We start from the raw sequence: 14102 nt of genomic DNA on the forward strand, positions 1-14102 counted from the left end.
ACCTGCCGTTCGACCGGGGGGGGAGGGAGTCCTAGTCGCAGCAGTCGGGGTCCAGGCCGCGGGGTAGGAGGTCGCCGCCGAAGACGGCGCCGGTCGCGTCGTGGCCGCCCAGGGCGGCGACCGCGAGCAGGAGCGAGCCGGCGGTCCAACTGGTCAGTTCCCGGGGCCAGATGGCGTCGTCGTCGAAGACGTAGCCGGTCCAGTACAGGCCGGACTCGTCGTCGCGCAGGTGCTGGATGGACTGGAGGATCTCCAGCGCGCGGTCGGACTCGCCCATCGCCCAGAGGGCCAGGGCGAGTTCGCAGGACTCGCCGCCGGTCACCCAGGGGTTGGGGACGACGCAGCGCACGCCCAGGCCGGGCACGACGAAGCGGTCCCAGTTGGCCTCGACGCGTTCCTTGGCCTCGGCACCGCTGACAGCGCCGCCGAGGACGGGGTAGTACCAGTCCATCGAGTACTGGTTCTTGTCGAGGAACCGCTCGGGGTGCCTGCGGATCGCGTGCCGCAGCGCGCCCACCGCCAACTCCCAGTCGGGCTGCGGTTCTTCGCGCTGGTCGGCGATGGCGAGCGCGCAGCGCAGGGCGTGGTGGACCGAGGAGCTGCCGGTGAGCAGGGCGTCCGCGGTGGGGGTGCCGTCCTCGGCGCGCCGCCAGCCGATCTCGCCGCCGGGCTGCTGGAGCCGGAGCACCCATTCGACGGCCGCGTACACGGTGGGCCACATCCGGTCCAGGAACGTGTCGTCCCCGGTGGACAGGTAGTGGTGCCAGACGCCGACGGCTATGTAGGCCACGAAGTTGGACTCGCGGGCGCGGTCGGTTATGTCGTCGTGGGCGCCGTCGGCGTAGGCGGCGTACCAGGAGCCGTCCTCGTTCTGGTGGTCGGCGAGCCAGCGGTAGGCGCGCTCGGCGGCCGCGTGCTCCCCGGCCGCGTCGAGGGCCATGGCGGCCTCGGTGTGGTCCCAGGGGTCGAGGTGGTGGCCGCGGAACCAGGGGATCGCGCCGTCGGGGCGCTGCACCGCGAGGATGCCCCGGACGGTGTCGGCGGCCTGCTCGGCGGTGAGGACCCCGGTCAGTACGAGGTGGTCGGTCCGGGGCGTGGTCACGGGGCGTCCGTCCCGGCCTCGTCGAGGCGGGGCAGGTGCGGCTTGGTGGCGTAGGCGACGAAGCTCTTGCCGATCAGCGGGTTGAGCGCCTGCTCGGCCACGCGGGTGGCCAGCGGCTTCTTCATGATGTCCCAGACCAGCAGCTTGTGGTACGCCCGCACCGGCAGCGCCTTGTCGTTGTCGACGCCGAAGGCGCACTTGAGCCACCAGTACGGCGAGTGCAGGGCGTGCGCGTGGTGGGTGCCGTACGGCTTGAGGCCGGCGCCGCGCATCTTGGCGAGGAGTTCCTCGGCGCGGTAGATGCGGATGTGGCCGCCCTCGACCTCGTGGTAGGCGTCGGACAGCGCCCAGCAGACCTTCTCGGGACCGTACCGGGGCACGGTGACGGCTATCCGGCCGCCGGGCTTGAGGACGCGGACCATCTCGGCGAGGACGCCCTTGTCGTCGGGGATGTGCTCCATCACCTCGGAGATGATGACGACGTCGAAGGACTCGTCGGGGAAGGGCAGCGCGAGCGCGTCGCCCTCCATCGCGGTGGCGGTGGCGCCCTCGGGGGCCTCGCCGGCCTCCTTCATCGCCGCGAACCACTTGGCGACCTCGCGGATTTCCTCCGCGTTCTGGTCCAGGGCCACGACCCGGGCGCCGCGCCGGTAGCACTCGAAGGCGTGCCGGCCGGCCCCGCAGCCGAGGTCCAGGACACGGTCGCCGGGGGCGAGCGGGAACCGGGAGAAGTCGACGGTCAGCACGTGGCCCTGCTTTCGGAGGAGCTTTCGGAAGGTGCGGCGACACTCGCCGCGGCGGCGACGGGACGGCCGGGGACGGCTGCGGGAAGGGGTCCGACGCGCGGGCGCGCCCGGTCGATCTCCTCGCGGTAGCGGGCCACGGTGCCCTCGGCCGCACGGGCCCAGGTGAAGCGGGCGAGCACCCGCTCGCGGCCGGCCGCGCCGAGCCGGGCGCGCAGTTCACGGTCGCCGAGCAGCCGGGTCAGGGCGGCGGCGAGCGCGCCCGCGTCACCGGGGGGTACGGCCAGGCAGGTCTCGCCGTCGGTCCCGGCGACCTCGGGGATGGCGCCGCCGGTGGTGGCGACCAGCGGGGTGGCGGTGGCCATGGCCTCGGCGGCGGGCAGCGAGAACCCCTCGTACAGCGAGGGCACGCAGGCGACTTCGGCGGAGCGGATCAGGTCGACCAGCTCGGCGTCGGAGATGCCCTTGACGAACTCGACGGCGTCCTCGAGGCCGTACCGCTCGATGGCCTGGGCGACCGGGCCCTCCTCGGGGCGCTTGCCGACGACGACGAGGTGGGCGTGCGGCTGTTCGGCGCGCACCTTGGCGAGGGCCTCGACCAGGAACACCAGGCCCTTGAGGGGCACATCGGCGCTGGAGGTGGTGACGATCCGGCCCGGTATCTCGGGCACGGCCGGATTCGGCGCGAACAGGGTGGTGTCGGCGCCGATGTGCACGACGTGCACCCGCTCCTGGCGTACGCCGAGGTGGTCCACGATCTCCGCGCGGGAGCTGCCGGAGACGGTGAGCACGGAGGGCAGCCGGCGGGCGACGCGCTTCTGCATCCGGGTGAAGGCATACCAACGGCGCACCGAGAGGCGGCGCTTGAGGTCCTCGGCGGCGTCGAGTTCGAGCTGCCGGTCGACGGTGATGGGGTGGTGGATGGTGGTGACCAGGGGGGCGCCGAGGTCGCCGAGCAGGCCGTAGCCGAGCGTCTGGTTGTCGTGGACGACGTCGAACTCACCTCTGCGGGCGCGCAGTTGGCGTCCGGCGCGCAGGGAGAAGGTGAGCGGCTCCGGGAAGCCGCCGGTCCACATGGTCGCCACTTCCAGCGCGTCGACCCAGTCCCGGTACTCGCCCCGCCCCGGCGTACGGAAGGGGTCGGGCTGGCGGTAGAGGTCGAGGCTCGGCAGCTCGGTGAGGCTCAACCGGCCCGCGTAGTCGTCGTGTTCGTCGAGCACGGGGTAGGGCTGGGAGCCGATGACCTCCACCCGGTGGCCCAGGCGGGCGAGTTCACGGGAGAGGTGGCGGACATAGACGCCCTGGCCGCCGCAGAACGGGTTGCCCTTGTAGGTGAGGAGCGCGATGCGGAGCGGTCGCTCGCCGTCGGCGGCGGTGCCCGGGGGAGCCGCCTGACTGGCCTCAGCGGTCACTCTGGGCCCCCTTCTGCCTGCACGGTCCCGCGAGACTACGACGGGACGACAATCCGGAACAAGTTTCAGACTTGATCATCCAAGAGGCTCTGAATCTACCGGCAGGTAGGGGCGCTGTGAGCAGTGGATCAGGTGATTCACGCCACGACCGGCGGCTTTGCGGCCCCCGGTAAAGTGGCGTGGTCGTCATACACCCGTACGGGGGGAAGCCGGTGCGATTCCGGCGCTGACCCGCAACCGTCATCCGGCGCCCCCGGGCCCGGTGAGCCGGAACGCCCCGACGGGAGGTTGACCGGCTCACGTGCGGGGCGCTGTGCCCCGCACGGCACCGTCGAGGCATACGGGGCCGGGCCGCCGGGGTGGTTCCCGTGCGCGTCGGCTCCTCGCAGGAGAGGCAGTCGCCGACCATGAACGTCCGCCGCAGTGCCGCGGCTCTCGCCGCCATAGGCGTGCTGGCCGCAGCCGCGCCCGCCACGGCCGCCCCGTCCCCGAAGGCGACGGTCCCGGCCGGGCTGTTCGGCAAGGGCGACCCCACGTACGACGGCGTCTGGCGCCAGTCCCTCGCCCTGCTCGCGCAGCACACCGCCGGTGAGAAGCCCGCGGACCAGGCCGTGACGTGGCTGACCGGCCAGCAGTGCGCCGACGGCGGTTTCGCCTCCTTCCGCGCCGACACCGGCAAGCCGTGCGGCGGCAAGGGCGCGCAGACGGACACCAACAGCACGGCCGCCGCCGTCCAGGCGCTCGCCGCGCTCGGCGGCCACGAGGACGTGACCGGCAAGGCCGTCACCTGGCTGAAGGCTCAGCAGAACAAGGACGGCGGCTGGGGCTACTCCCCCGGCGGCCCGAGCGACACCAACTCCACCTCCGTCGTGGTGGGCGCGCTGGCCGCCGCAGGGGAGAAGCCGGCCGGGCTGCGCGGCAAGGGCAAGACCCCCGACGACGCGCTGGCTTCGTTCGCCGTGCCCTGTGCCCAGAAGGGCGGCGGCGCGCTCGCCTTCCAGCCGGACAAGAAGGGCGAGCTGGAGGCCAACGCGGACGCCACGGCCGCCGGTGTGCTCGGCGCGCTCGGCAAGGGCTTCGTCGTGGAGTCCGGCAAGGCCCGCGACAAGGCCCCCGCCTGTGCCTCCGACGGCAAGGCGACCCCGGCCCGCCTGGCCGACAACGCCTCCGCGTACCTCATCGGCGCCGTCTCCAAGTCCGGCCACCTGATGTCCGCGATGCCCGGCGCCGAGAACCAGCCCGACTTCGGCAACACCGCCGACACCGTGGTGGCGCTGGCCGCCGACGGCTGGACCGAGCAGGCGAAGAAGCCGTACGCCTGGCTGGAGAAGAACGCCGCGAAGTGGGCGGAGCAGAGCGGCCCGGCCGCCTACGCCCAGCTCGTCCTGAGCGCGCACGCCATCGGCGCCGACCCGCACGACTTCGGCGGGACCGACCTGGTCCGCGCCCTGGACAAGCTGGGCCCGGCCCCGGCGAAGCAGGCCGCCGCCCCGGAGAAGAAGGCCACCGAGAAGTCCGGCAACAGCGTGTGGTGGATCATCGGCGTGGGCCTGGTCGCCGGTATCGGCGTCGGCTTCCTGTTCAGCGGCCGGAAGAAGAACCGCCCGTGACCTCGGTCCGCCGTGCCGCGGCCCTGCTGGTCGCGTCCCTCCTCGTCCTCGCCGTTGCCGCCGAGGCGCAGGCCGCCGGATACCGGTACTGGTCCTTCTGGGACCGCTCCGGCGACCGGTGGACGTACGCCACCCAGGGCCCGGCCTCCGAGCGTCCCGACGACGGCTCGGTGCAGGGCTTCCGGTTCGCGGTCAGCGCGGACTCCTCGGACGCCAACCGGCCGCGCGGCGCGGCGGACTTCGGCTCGATCTGCGCGAAGACACCCGCGAAGGCGGGCACCAAGCGGGTCGCACTCGTCCTCGACTTCGGCACCAGGGCCGACGCCCCCTCCGGGGAGACCCCGCCGGCCACGCGTACGGTCTGCGCCCGCGTCGCCCCCGACGCGAGCACCGCCGAGGCCCTGGCCGAAGCGGCCAAGCCGCTGCGCTACGACAGCAACGCCCTGCTGTGCGCGATCTCCGGGTATCCGGCGCGGGGCTGCGGGGAGCAGGTGGCGGCCGACGAGAAGCCGTCGGGCAAGCAGGCCGCTCCCAAGGACGACGGCCCCTCCCTGGGCCTCCCCCTCGGCATCGGCGTCGTCGCCGTGCTCGGCGGGGCGGCGTTCTGGCAGGCGCGGCGGCGCCGGAATGCCTGACACCGGCGTCCGCGCCGCCCGTACCGCCGTGCCCGTCCGCAGGCGGGCACGTTTCGAACTGCACCCCGGCGCCTGGTGGTTGTGGTCGCTGGGGCTCGGCACGGCCGCCACCCGCACCACCAACCCGCTGCTGCTCGCCCTGCTGATGGCGGTGGCGGGCTATGTGGTGGCGGTCCACCGCTCCAGCGCGCCGTGGGCCCGCTCGTACACGGCGTTCGCCAAGCTGGCCGTCGCCGTGCTGCTGATCCGGCTGGCGTTCACGGCCGTGCTCGGCTCGCCGGTGCCGGGGACGCATGTGCTGTTCACGCTGCCCGAGATCCCGCTGCCCGCCTGGGCGCAGGGCATCCGGCTGGGCGGACCGGTGTCGGCGGAGGCGCTGCTGTTCTCCGGCTACAACGGCCTGAAACTGGCGGCCCTCCTGGTCTGCGTCGGCGCCGCGAACGCCCTGGCCAGTCCGGCCAAGCTGCTCAAGTCGCTGCCGGGCGCGCTGTACGAGGCGGGGGTGGCGGTGGTGGTCGCGCTGACCTTCGCGCCGCATCTCATCGCCGACGTACAGCGGTTGCGTGCCGCCCGCCGCCTGCGCGGGCGCCCGGACCGGGGGGTGCGGGGGCTGTTCCAGGTCGGACTCCCGGTGCTGGAGGGCGCGTTGGAGCGCTCGGTCGCACTGGCCGCCGCGATGGACGCGCGCGGCTACGGCCGTACCGCCGAGGTGCCCGCGCCGGTGCGCCGGACGACCACCGCGCTCACCCTGGGCGGACTGCTCGGGGTCTGCGCGGGCACCTACGGGCTGCTCACCGCCGAGGGCGGGGTGTACGGGATGCCGCTGCTGCTCGCCGGGGCGCTGGCCGCGCTCGCCGGGCTGCGCCTGGGCGGCCGGCGCTCGCCGCGCACCCGGTACCGGCCGGCGCCGTGGGGGGTGCGGGCGTGGCTGGTGGCGGGGTCGGGCGCGGCCGTCGCCGCGCTGCTCGCGCTGGCCGCCGTACGCGATCCGGGCGCGCTCAATCCCGGTGTCGTCCCGCTGGCCGCGCCCGCGCTGCCGCTGTGGCCGGCCGCCGCCATCCTGCTGGGCCTGCTGCCCGTGCTCGTCGTACCCCAGGACCGCAAGGAGCCGTCGTGATCCGCTTCGAGGACGTCGCCGTCACCTACGACGGCGCGGCCGAACCGACCGTCCGGGGCGTGGACTTCGAGGTGCCCGAGGGTGAACTCGTGCTGCTCGTCGGGCCGTCCGGGGTGGGCAAGTCGACGATCCTGAACGCGGTCAGCGGACTGGTCCCGCACTTCACCGGGGGCACCCTGCGCGGCCGGGTCACGGTGGCGGGCCGGGACACCCGCACCCACAAGCCGCGCGAACTGGCCGACGTGGTCGGCACGGTGGGCCAGGACCCGCTCGCGCACTTCGTGACGGACACCGTGGAGGACGAACTCGCCTACGGCATGGAGTCGTTGGGCCTCGCTCCCGAGGTGATGCGGCGCCGGGTGGAGGAGACGCTCGACCTGCTGGGCCTCGCCGATCTGCGGGACCGTTCCCTCGGCACCCTGTCCGGCGGGCAGCGCCAGCGGGTCGCCATCGGCTCGGTGCTCACCCCGCACCCCCGCGTCCTGGTCCTGGACGAGCCGACCTCGGCGCTGGACCCGGCGGCGGCGGAGGAGGTCCTCGCGGTCCTGCAACGTCTGGTGCACGACCTGGGCACCACGGTCCTCATGGCGGAACACCGGCTGGAGCGGGTCGTCCAGTACGCCGACCAGGTCGTGCTGCTGCCCGCGCCCGGTGCTCCCCCGGTCCTCGGCGCCCCGGCCGAGATGATGGCCGTGTCCCCGGTGACACCCCCGGTGGTCGAGCTGGGCCGGCTGGCCGGCTGGAGCCCCCTGCCGCTGACCGTCCGGGACGCGCGGCGCAGGGCGGGGCCGCTGCGGGAGAGCCTGGCCGATCTCATCAGGGAGGAGCGGAGTTTCGCCCGAGCCGCCGTCCCGGCACCCCGCCGCCGTTTCCGGCGCGCAGCCGCCCCCGCCGAGCCGCAGGTAGCCGAGGTCCGGGAGCTCGCCGTACGCCGGGGCCGGGTCGACGCGCTGCGCGGTGTGGACCTCACCGTCGCCCCCGGCGAGACCGTCGCCCTGATGGGCCGCAACGGCGCCGGAAAGTCCACCCTGCTCGGCTCCCTGGTCGGGCTCGTCGCGCCCACCTCCGGTTCCGTCCAGGTCGGCGGGGCCGCCCCGCACCGGCTGAAGCCCGCCGAACTGGTGCGCCGGGTCGGCCTGGTGCCGCAGGAGCCGCGCGATCTGCTGTACGCCGACACGGTGGGCGCCGAGTGCGTCGCCGCCGACAAGGACGCGGACGCCGCCCCCGGCACGTGCCGGGCGCTGGTGACGGAGCTGCTGCCCGGCATCACCGACGACACCCACCCCCGCGACCTCTCCGAGGGCCAGCGTCTCGCCCTCGCGCTCGCCGTCGTCCTGACGGCGCGCCCCCCGCTGCTCCTGCTGGACGAGCCGACGCGCGGCCTGGACTACGCGGCCAAGGCCCGCCTGGTCGCCGTGCTGCGCGGGCTGGCGGCCGAGGGGCACGCCCTGGTGCTGGCCACGCACGACGTGGAGCTGGCCGCCGAGATCGCGCACCGGGTGGTGCTGCTGGCGGACGGCGAGGTGATAGCCGACGGCGCCACGGCCGACATCGTGGTCTCCTCCCCCTCCTTCGCACCCCAGGTCACCAAGATCCTGGCCCCGCAGCCCTGGCTGACGGTGTCCGAGGTACGGAAGGCGCTGGCATGAGCCGTATAGCCGTCCACGCCGTCCGGCTCGGTCCCCGGTCCGTCGCCGCGCTCGTGCTGGTCGGCGCGGTCGGGGTGGCCGCGTTCGGGTGGCCGTTCCTCGCGCCGCCGGACTCGCAGGTCAGCGCGCATGCCGAGGACGCGCCCTGGCTGTTCGCGGGGCTGCTGGTGCTGCTGGTCGCGGTGGTGGCGGCGACCATCTCGGAGTCGGGGCTCGGTCCCAAGGCTGTCGCCATGCTGGGGGTGCTCGCGGCGACGGGGGCGGCCCTGCGGCCGATCGGCGCGGGGACGGCGGGCATCGAGCCGATGTTCTTCCTGCTGGTGCTCAGCGGGCGGGTGCTCGGGCCCGGCTTCGGGTTCGTACTGGGCTCGGTGACGATGTTCGCGTCCGCGCTGCTGACCGGCGGGGTCGGGCCGTGGATGCCGTTCCAGATGCTGGCGATGGGCTGGTTCACCATGGGCGCGGGGCTGCTGCCGGGCGCCGCCCGCCTGCGCGGGCGTTCCGAGCTGGCACTGCTCGCCTGTTACGGCTTCCTCGCGGCCTTCGCCTACGGGACGATCATGAACCTGGCGGGGTGGCCGTTCATGGGGACCATGGCCTCGAACATCTCCTTCGACCCGCACGCGGCCGTCCCCGCCAACCTGGCCCGCTTCCTCGCCTACTGTCTGGCCACCTCCATGGGCTGGGACCTGGGCCGGGCCGTCTGCACGGTCGTCCTCACCCTGACCCTCGGCCCGGCCGTGCTGCGTGCCCTGCGCCGGGCGACCCGCCGGGCCGCCTTCGAGACGCCGGTCACCTTCGAGGCGCCCGGTGCGTGAGGCAGCCCATATGACCGAGGTCACCTACGGCCTCGGATCGTAGACCTTTCTGTCCTTTATGCACCTTCTTGCAGCACCGCTGACCTGCACTTTGAGAGGCCGGTCACACAAGGGGGCACTCCCGGCGGTCCGGCCACAACTAGTAAAAGGGGGGATTGCGGACGTTTCGGAAGCTTGCTTCTCTGGAGGCCGTCGCCTGGCGCCACGGTCCTCAACGGCCGCGGCGCCGACGCATGCGGCCACCACGCGGAGCGTGCTGGAACGCGAACGGCGACCCGTCGTCCCCAACGTAAGAGGTTTTCGTGTCGTTCTCCGCCATCCGCCGCATCGCTTCTCCGAAGAAGGCCGTCACCGTGGCCGCCCTGGCCGCCGGTGTCGCCGGTGTCGCCCTCGGCACCGCCCCCGCCCAGGCCGCGACGAACCCGTCGCCGTCCTCGGCGCAGTCCGTCGCGCACAAGATGATCCCGGACTCGGCGCAGTACAACGCGTTCAGCAAGATCGTCGAGCACGAGAGCGGCTGGAACGTCTCCGCCAAGAACAGCTCCTCCGGCGCGTACGGCCTGGTGCAGGCCCTCCCGGCCTCCAAGATGTCCTCGGCCGGTTCCGACTGGAAGACCAACCCCGCGACCCAGATCAAGTGGGGCCTGGACTACATGAACTCCCGCTACGGCAGCCCCGTCCAGGCGTGGAACTTCTGGCAGGCCAACGGCTGGTACTGAGCCGCCCCCCTTCCTTCCCCTTCTTCGCGCACCCTCGCCACCGCTCGGCGAGGGTGCGCGCGTATGTCCGCACCCCCGTGGTCCACTGGTCCGGCCCCCGCCCGCCCGACCGGAGGACGCGATGCCGAGGACGATGCGGCTCCCGTGGGTCCTGCTCGTACTGACCGTGGTGAGCGGGCTGATCGACGCGGTCGGCTATCTGGGCCTCGGCCGCGTCTTCACGGCCAACATGACCGGCAACGTAGTCATCCTCGGCTTCGCCGCCGTCGGCGCCCCCGGCTTCTCCGTACCGCTCACGGCCACCTCGCTGGGCTGCTTCCTGATCGGCGCGGCAGCGGGCGGCCGCCTCACCGCCCGCGTCCGGCGCGCGACCCGGCCGACCCTGATCGTGGAAGCCCTGCTGGTAGGCGCCGCGGCGGCCATCGCCCTGACCTGGCCCGAACGCCCCGGCACCCGCTACGCCCTGATCGCCCTGACCGCGCTCGCCATGGGCCTACGCAACGCCACCGTCCGCGCCCTGGGCGTCCCCGACCTCACCACCACCGTCCTCACGATGACCCTGACGGGCCTGGCCGCCGAGTCCCGCCTCGGCAGCGGCACCGCGAACCGCTCCCCCCGCCGCACGGCCGCAGTCGTGTCCATGTTCGCAGGCGCCTGCCTGGGCGCCTGGCTGGTCCTCCACCATGGCTTGGGCATCCCGCTGTTGCTTGCCGCCGTGGCGTCGGCGGTACTGGCGGTCCTGGCCCCGGACGGCGAGTGAGCCGCACCCCCGCTAATCCCGGCAGCCCTCAGCCGAGCCGGGGCCCGGCTCGCGTACGTAGACCACCACCTGGGCGCCCCACACCCGCACCCGCTCGCACTCCTGGAAGTGCTCCCGCAGCGTCCGGCGCTTGACCGACTCCTGCGGAAACGGGTCGAGGGGCTGGCCCTCCGGGTCGGTGAGGGCGATCACGCGGGACGCGGCCAGGAGGTGGGAGCGGATGGTGGCTGAAGGGAGTTCCGTGCCCTCGAGGGTGTGGGAGGCGGCCGGGGAACGGGCCAGGGCCAGGTCGTCCAAGCGGGCGTACACCGTGGGATACGACAGCAGCCATTCGCGGCGGCGGGACGGGAGGAACAGTACGCCGTCGCCGGGGCGGGACAGCTTCCGTACGGTGTCGGCGACCGCCACCACGTCGTCCTTGCGGCTCTCCGGGGTGCGGACCGACAGGGACGCGGGGAGCAGGACCACGGCCAGCACGCAGGCGGCGATCCTGCCGAGGTGCGCCGGTAAGCGGTCCAGCGCGAGGCCGCCGAGTAGGGCCAGGCCCGCCAAGGCGTACAGGACGTACCGGTCGACGTACCACGGCTTGAGCAGGGAGGCGGTGATCAGCAGGCCGGGCGGGACGATCAGCAGGGGCAGGGCGAGGGCGGTCACCGTCCGGTCGGCCAGGACGCGGCTCAGTAGTAGGCCCAGCGCCGATACGGCGAGGAACGCGAGCCACATGGCTGCGCTCGGGCGGCCCAGCCAGCCGAGTTGCCGGTCGGCCTGCCGGGCGCTGACCACCGCCAGGGGAGCCACCGACATCAGTACCCCGGCTGCCGCCACAGCCCATCTGCGCCACGGCACCCCCAGCAGCCGCAGCGTCACCGCGTGGGCGCACAGCACCAGTGCGGCGAACTCGTGCACCCAGCACGCGACCGCCAGCACCATCCCGTACCCCACCCACCGCCCGCGCAGGAAGAGGTACGTCGCCCAGACCACACCGGCGGTGACGAGGGCGTACGACCGTCCCTCCTGTGCGTACTGCTGCGTCGCCGGGAAGAGGGCGAACAGCACGCCCGCGAGGACGCCGGTCCGGGGGCCGGCGAGACGGGTGCCGAGGGCCCCGACCCCGGCGGCGGCGAGGGCGGTGGCCAGTACCGAGGGCAGGCGGAGGGCGACCAGACCGCCGTCCCAGAGGGCGAAGACGGCGTGCATGAGCAGGTAGTAGAGGCCGTGCACGGCGTCGATATGGCCCAGCAGCGCGAGGAGTTGGCCGAGCGGGCGGTGGGCGACCTGGTAGGTGACGGACTCGTCGCGCCACATGCTGCTCTGGCGGGTCAGGCCCCACAGCCCGAGGGCCGTGGCGAGTACGGCGGGCACGAGTACCGGTGCCGTGGTGCGCCGCTCCGGAGCGCGGGGCGGCGCGAGCGGGCGGTCCAGGTCTCGCGTCGGGGCGTTCACCGCCTCAGCCGGAGGTGACCGACTGCGACTGTTCCTGCGGCTTGCGCGGCCCCGGCGGCCGTCCGATCTCACCGGAGGCGGCGATTCCCCGGGGCCCGACCAGCACGTACGTGAGCGCGAAGCCGCCGCCCACCACCAGTGCCCCGCCGACCGCGTCCAGCACCCAGTGGTTGGCCGTGGCCACGATCGCCGTGACGGTGAACAGCGGATGCAGCAGCCCCAGCCCCTTCATCCACCAGCGCGGCGCGAGTACCGCGATGACCACCCCGCACCACAGCGACCAGCCGAAGTGCAGCGAGGGCATCGCCGCGTACTGGTTGGTGATCGCGGTCATCGCGCCGTAGTCCGGATTGGCGAGGTCCTGCGCGCCGTGCACGGTGTCCACGAAGCCGAGCCCCGGCATCAGCCGCGGCGGAGCCAGCGGGAACAGCCAGAAGCCGATCAGCGCGAGGAACGTGGCGAAGCCGAGGGAGGTCCGGGCCCAGCGGTAGTCGACCGGGCGGCGCCAGTAGAGGACGGCGAGCACGGTCAGCGGGAGGACGAAGTGGAAGGACTCGTAGTAGAAGTCGAGGAACTCCCGCAGCCAGCCCACCTGGACGACCGCGTGGTTGACGGCGTGCTCGATGTCGATGCGCAGGACCCGCTCGGCGTCGAGCACCAGCCGCCCGTGGTGCTCGGCGGTCGCGCGCCCGAGTTCGTTGCTGCCCCCGGTCGCCGCGAGCCGCACCTGCGCGTAGGCGGCGTAGGTGACCCGGATGAGCAGCAGCTCCAGCAGCAGATTGGGCCGGGTGAGCGCGCGCCGCAGGAACGGCAGCAGCGGTACGTGCCTGAACCGGGCCGGGACCTGACGGGCGTACGCGGTGGGCGCCGGGACGTCGTAGTACGGGGAGCTGCACGGCAGGAAGGGGACGGCGGTCGCGGCGGCCAGGGCGGCGAGGAGAACGAGGTTGTCCCGCAGCGGGTACAGCACCGGCGTGTTCGGCAGCATCATCGTCGCCGGGAGCGTGGTCACCAGGACCACCGCGACCGGCCAGACGGTACGGTCGGCGGCCCGCGTCCCGACCCGGCCGACCACCGCGAGCAGCACCCAGAGGAGCTGGTGCTGCCAGGTCGTCGGGGAGACGGCGACGGCCGCGCACCCGGTGACGGCGACGGCGAGCAGGAGCTGCCCGTCACGGGCGTAGCCCACGGCCCGGCGCAGCGCGAGCACGGCGACGGCCGCGCCGAGCAGCAGGAAGAGCGCGATCTCCAGCGGTCCGCTGAGCCCGGACCGGAGCAGGGCGCCGTGCAGGGACTGGTTGGCGAGCGCGTCGGCGCTGCCGCCGAGGCCGACGCCCGCCATGTGGTGCACCCAGTAGGTGAGGGAGTCGCCCGGCATCGCGGCCCAGGCGAGCAGGGTGCCCCCGGCGAAGGTGGCGGCGGCGCTGAGCGCGGCCCGGCGGCGGCCGGTGAACCAGAGCAGCGGGGCGAAGAGCAGCACCGTCGGCTGGAGGGCGGCGGCCAGGCCGACCAGCACGCCCGAGGTGCGTTCGCCGCGCACGCTGAAGCAGCCCAGCAGGACGAGCAGGACCGGGATCACGCTGGTCTGGCCGAGCCACAGGGTGTTGCGGACCGGCAGCGACAGCATGAGGAGGCTGATGGCGACCGGGGCGGCCAGCAGGGCGGTACGGCGCCCCACGGGCCGGGGCAGCGCGCGGGCGACGACCAGGCCGAGGGCGACCACCAGCAGCAGGGTGCCGAAGGTCCAGCCCCAGCCGAGGGCCTGTTCGGCGGCGCGGGTGAGCGGCTTGAGGACCAGGCCGGCGAAGGGGGTGCCGGTGAACCGGGTGGAGTCGTACAGGGAGCCGTTGACGTGCAGGACGCCCTCGGGGCCGACCCAGGTCTCCAGGTCGGTGAGGCGCTGCCCGCTCGGGGTGGTGAGGACGAGGGCCATCTGCCGGGCGGCGAGGATCGCGGCGACCGCCCACAGGGCGAGTCTGGCGGCGCGCAGCCGGGCTCTGGGGCCGGCTCCGGCCGTCGTCAGGGTGTCCGCCGACCGTCCGCCGTGCTCCACGTCCACCACGCCTCGTGGCCTCCCGCCCCATCGCGTCACCG

Annotated in this window: 12 protein-coding genes; 7 read left to right on the forward strand and 5 right to left on the reverse strand. The window is 73.8% G+C overall.

Annotated elements, in window-relative coordinates:
* Positions 1–31 precede the first annotated feature (31 nt).
* Genes E5083_RS12555 through E5083_RS12565 form a run of 3 tightly spaced genes read right to left on the reverse strand, consistent with a single transcriptional unit; the run spans position 32 to position 3257 of the window.
* Complete coding sequence (locus tag E5083_RS12555; protein WP_135785723.1) at positions 32–1102, reverse strand: prenyltransferase/squalene oxidase repeat-containing protein; 1071 nt, start codon at positions 1100–1102, stop codon at positions 32–34.
* On the reverse strand, positions 1099–1848 hold the full coding sequence (locus E5083_RS12560; protein ID WP_135785724.1) for a class I SAM-dependent methyltransferase: 750 nt from the start codon (positions 1846–1848) through the stop codon (positions 1099–1101). Before E5083_RS12560 ends, E5083_RS12555 begins: the two co-directional genes overlap by 4 nt.
* Positions 1842–3257, reverse strand: a complete 1416-nt coding sequence (locus tag E5083_RS12565) for a glycosyltransferase family 4 protein (protein WP_135785725.1) — start codon at positions 3255–3257, stop codon at positions 1842–1844. The genes E5083_RS12560 and E5083_RS12565 overlap by 7 nt, the downstream gene beginning before the upstream one ends.
* A gap of 407 nt (positions 3258–3664) precedes the next feature.
* Between E5083_RS12565 and E5083_RS12570 the strand changes: the two genes are divergently transcribed.
* The 7 genes from E5083_RS12570 (at position 3665) to E5083_RS12600 (ending at position 10565) form a co-directional block, all read left to right on the forward strand.
* Positions 3665–4867 (forward strand): SCO2321 family membrane protein, encoded by a 1203-nt coding sequence (locus tag E5083_RS12570; protein ID WP_135785989.1) that lies wholly within the window; start codon positions 3665–3667, stop codon positions 4865–4867.
* Positions 4864–5502, forward strand: coding sequence for an SCO2322 family protein (locus E5083_RS12575; RefSeq protein WP_135785726.1), 639 nt, complete (start codon positions 4864–4866; stop codon positions 5500–5502). Before E5083_RS12570 ends, E5083_RS12575 begins: the two co-directional genes overlap by 4 nt.
* On the forward strand, positions 5495–6619 hold the full coding sequence (locus E5083_RS12580) for an energy-coupling factor transporter transmembrane component T (protein WP_135785727.1): 1125 nt from the start codon (positions 5495–5497) through the stop codon (positions 6617–6619). Before E5083_RS12575 ends, E5083_RS12580 begins: the two co-directional genes overlap by 8 nt.
* Positions 6616–8268: an ABC transporter ATP-binding protein gene (locus tag E5083_RS12585; RefSeq protein WP_135785728.1), complete on the forward strand. Its 1653-nt coding sequence runs from the start codon at positions 6616–6618 to the stop codon at positions 8266–8268. The genes E5083_RS12580 and E5083_RS12585 overlap by 4 nt, the downstream gene beginning before the upstream one ends.
* The gene (locus tag E5083_RS12590) at positions 8265–9086 is read left to right on the forward strand and encodes an ECF transporter S component (protein WP_135785729.1); all 822 of its coding nucleotides are present in this window, start codon (positions 8265–8267) and stop codon (positions 9084–9086) included. The genes E5083_RS12585 and E5083_RS12590 overlap by 4 nt, the downstream gene beginning before the upstream one ends.
* Before the next feature lie 302 nt (positions 9087–9388).
* Positions 9389–9805, forward strand: coding sequence for an aggregation-promoting factor C-terminal-like domain-containing protein (locus tag E5083_RS12595; RefSeq protein WP_135785730.1), 417 nt, complete (start codon positions 9389–9391; stop codon positions 9803–9805).
* A 121-nt stretch (positions 9806–9926) separates the two neighbouring features.
* Positions 9927–10565, forward strand: a complete 639-nt coding sequence (locus E5083_RS12600) for a YoaK family protein (RefSeq protein ID WP_244317487.1) — start codon at positions 9927–9929, stop codon at positions 10563–10565.
* A 12-nt stretch (positions 10566–10577) separates the two neighbouring features.
* On the opposite strand, the gene E5083_RS12605 is transcribed toward E5083_RS12600, so the two are convergent.
* Positions 10578–12008, reverse strand: coding sequence for a glycosyltransferase family 39 protein (locus E5083_RS12605; RefSeq protein ID WP_244317488.1), 1431 nt, complete (start codon positions 12006–12008; stop codon positions 10578–10580).
* A gap of 4 nt (positions 12009–12012) precedes the next feature.
* Positions 12013–14070: a bifunctional glycosyltransferase 87/phosphatase PAP2 family protein gene (locus tag E5083_RS12610; protein WP_167513525.1), complete on the reverse strand. Its 2058-nt coding sequence runs from the start codon at positions 14068–14070 to the stop codon at positions 12013–12015.
* Positions 14071–14102 lie beyond the last annotated feature (32 nt).

Origin of the sequence: Streptomyces bauhiniae, from assembly GCF_004784475.1 — a bacterium.
GTDB classification, from domain to species: domain Bacteria; phylum Actinomycetota; class Actinomycetes; order Streptomycetales; family Streptomycetaceae; genus Streptomyces; species Streptomyces seoulensis.

Excerpts from the sequence above, each read along its gene's own strand:
- E5083_RS12570 (WP_135785989.1), top strand. The coding sequence starts at position 3,665 with ATGAACGTCCGCCGCAGTGCCGCGGCTCTCGCCGCCATAGGCGTGCTG.
- E5083_RS12580 (WP_135785727.1), top strand. The coding sequence starts at position 5,495 with ATGCCTGACACCGGCGTCCGCGCCGCCCGTACCGCCGTGCCCGTCCGC.
- E5083_RS12590 (WP_135785729.1), top strand. The coding sequence starts at position 8,265 with ATGAGCCGTATAGCCGTCCACGCCGTCCGGCTCGGTCCCCGGTCCGTC.
- E5083_RS12600 (WP_244317487.1), top strand. The coding sequence starts at position 9,927 with ATGCCGAGGACGATGCGGCTCCCGTGGGTCCTGCTCGTACTGACCGTG.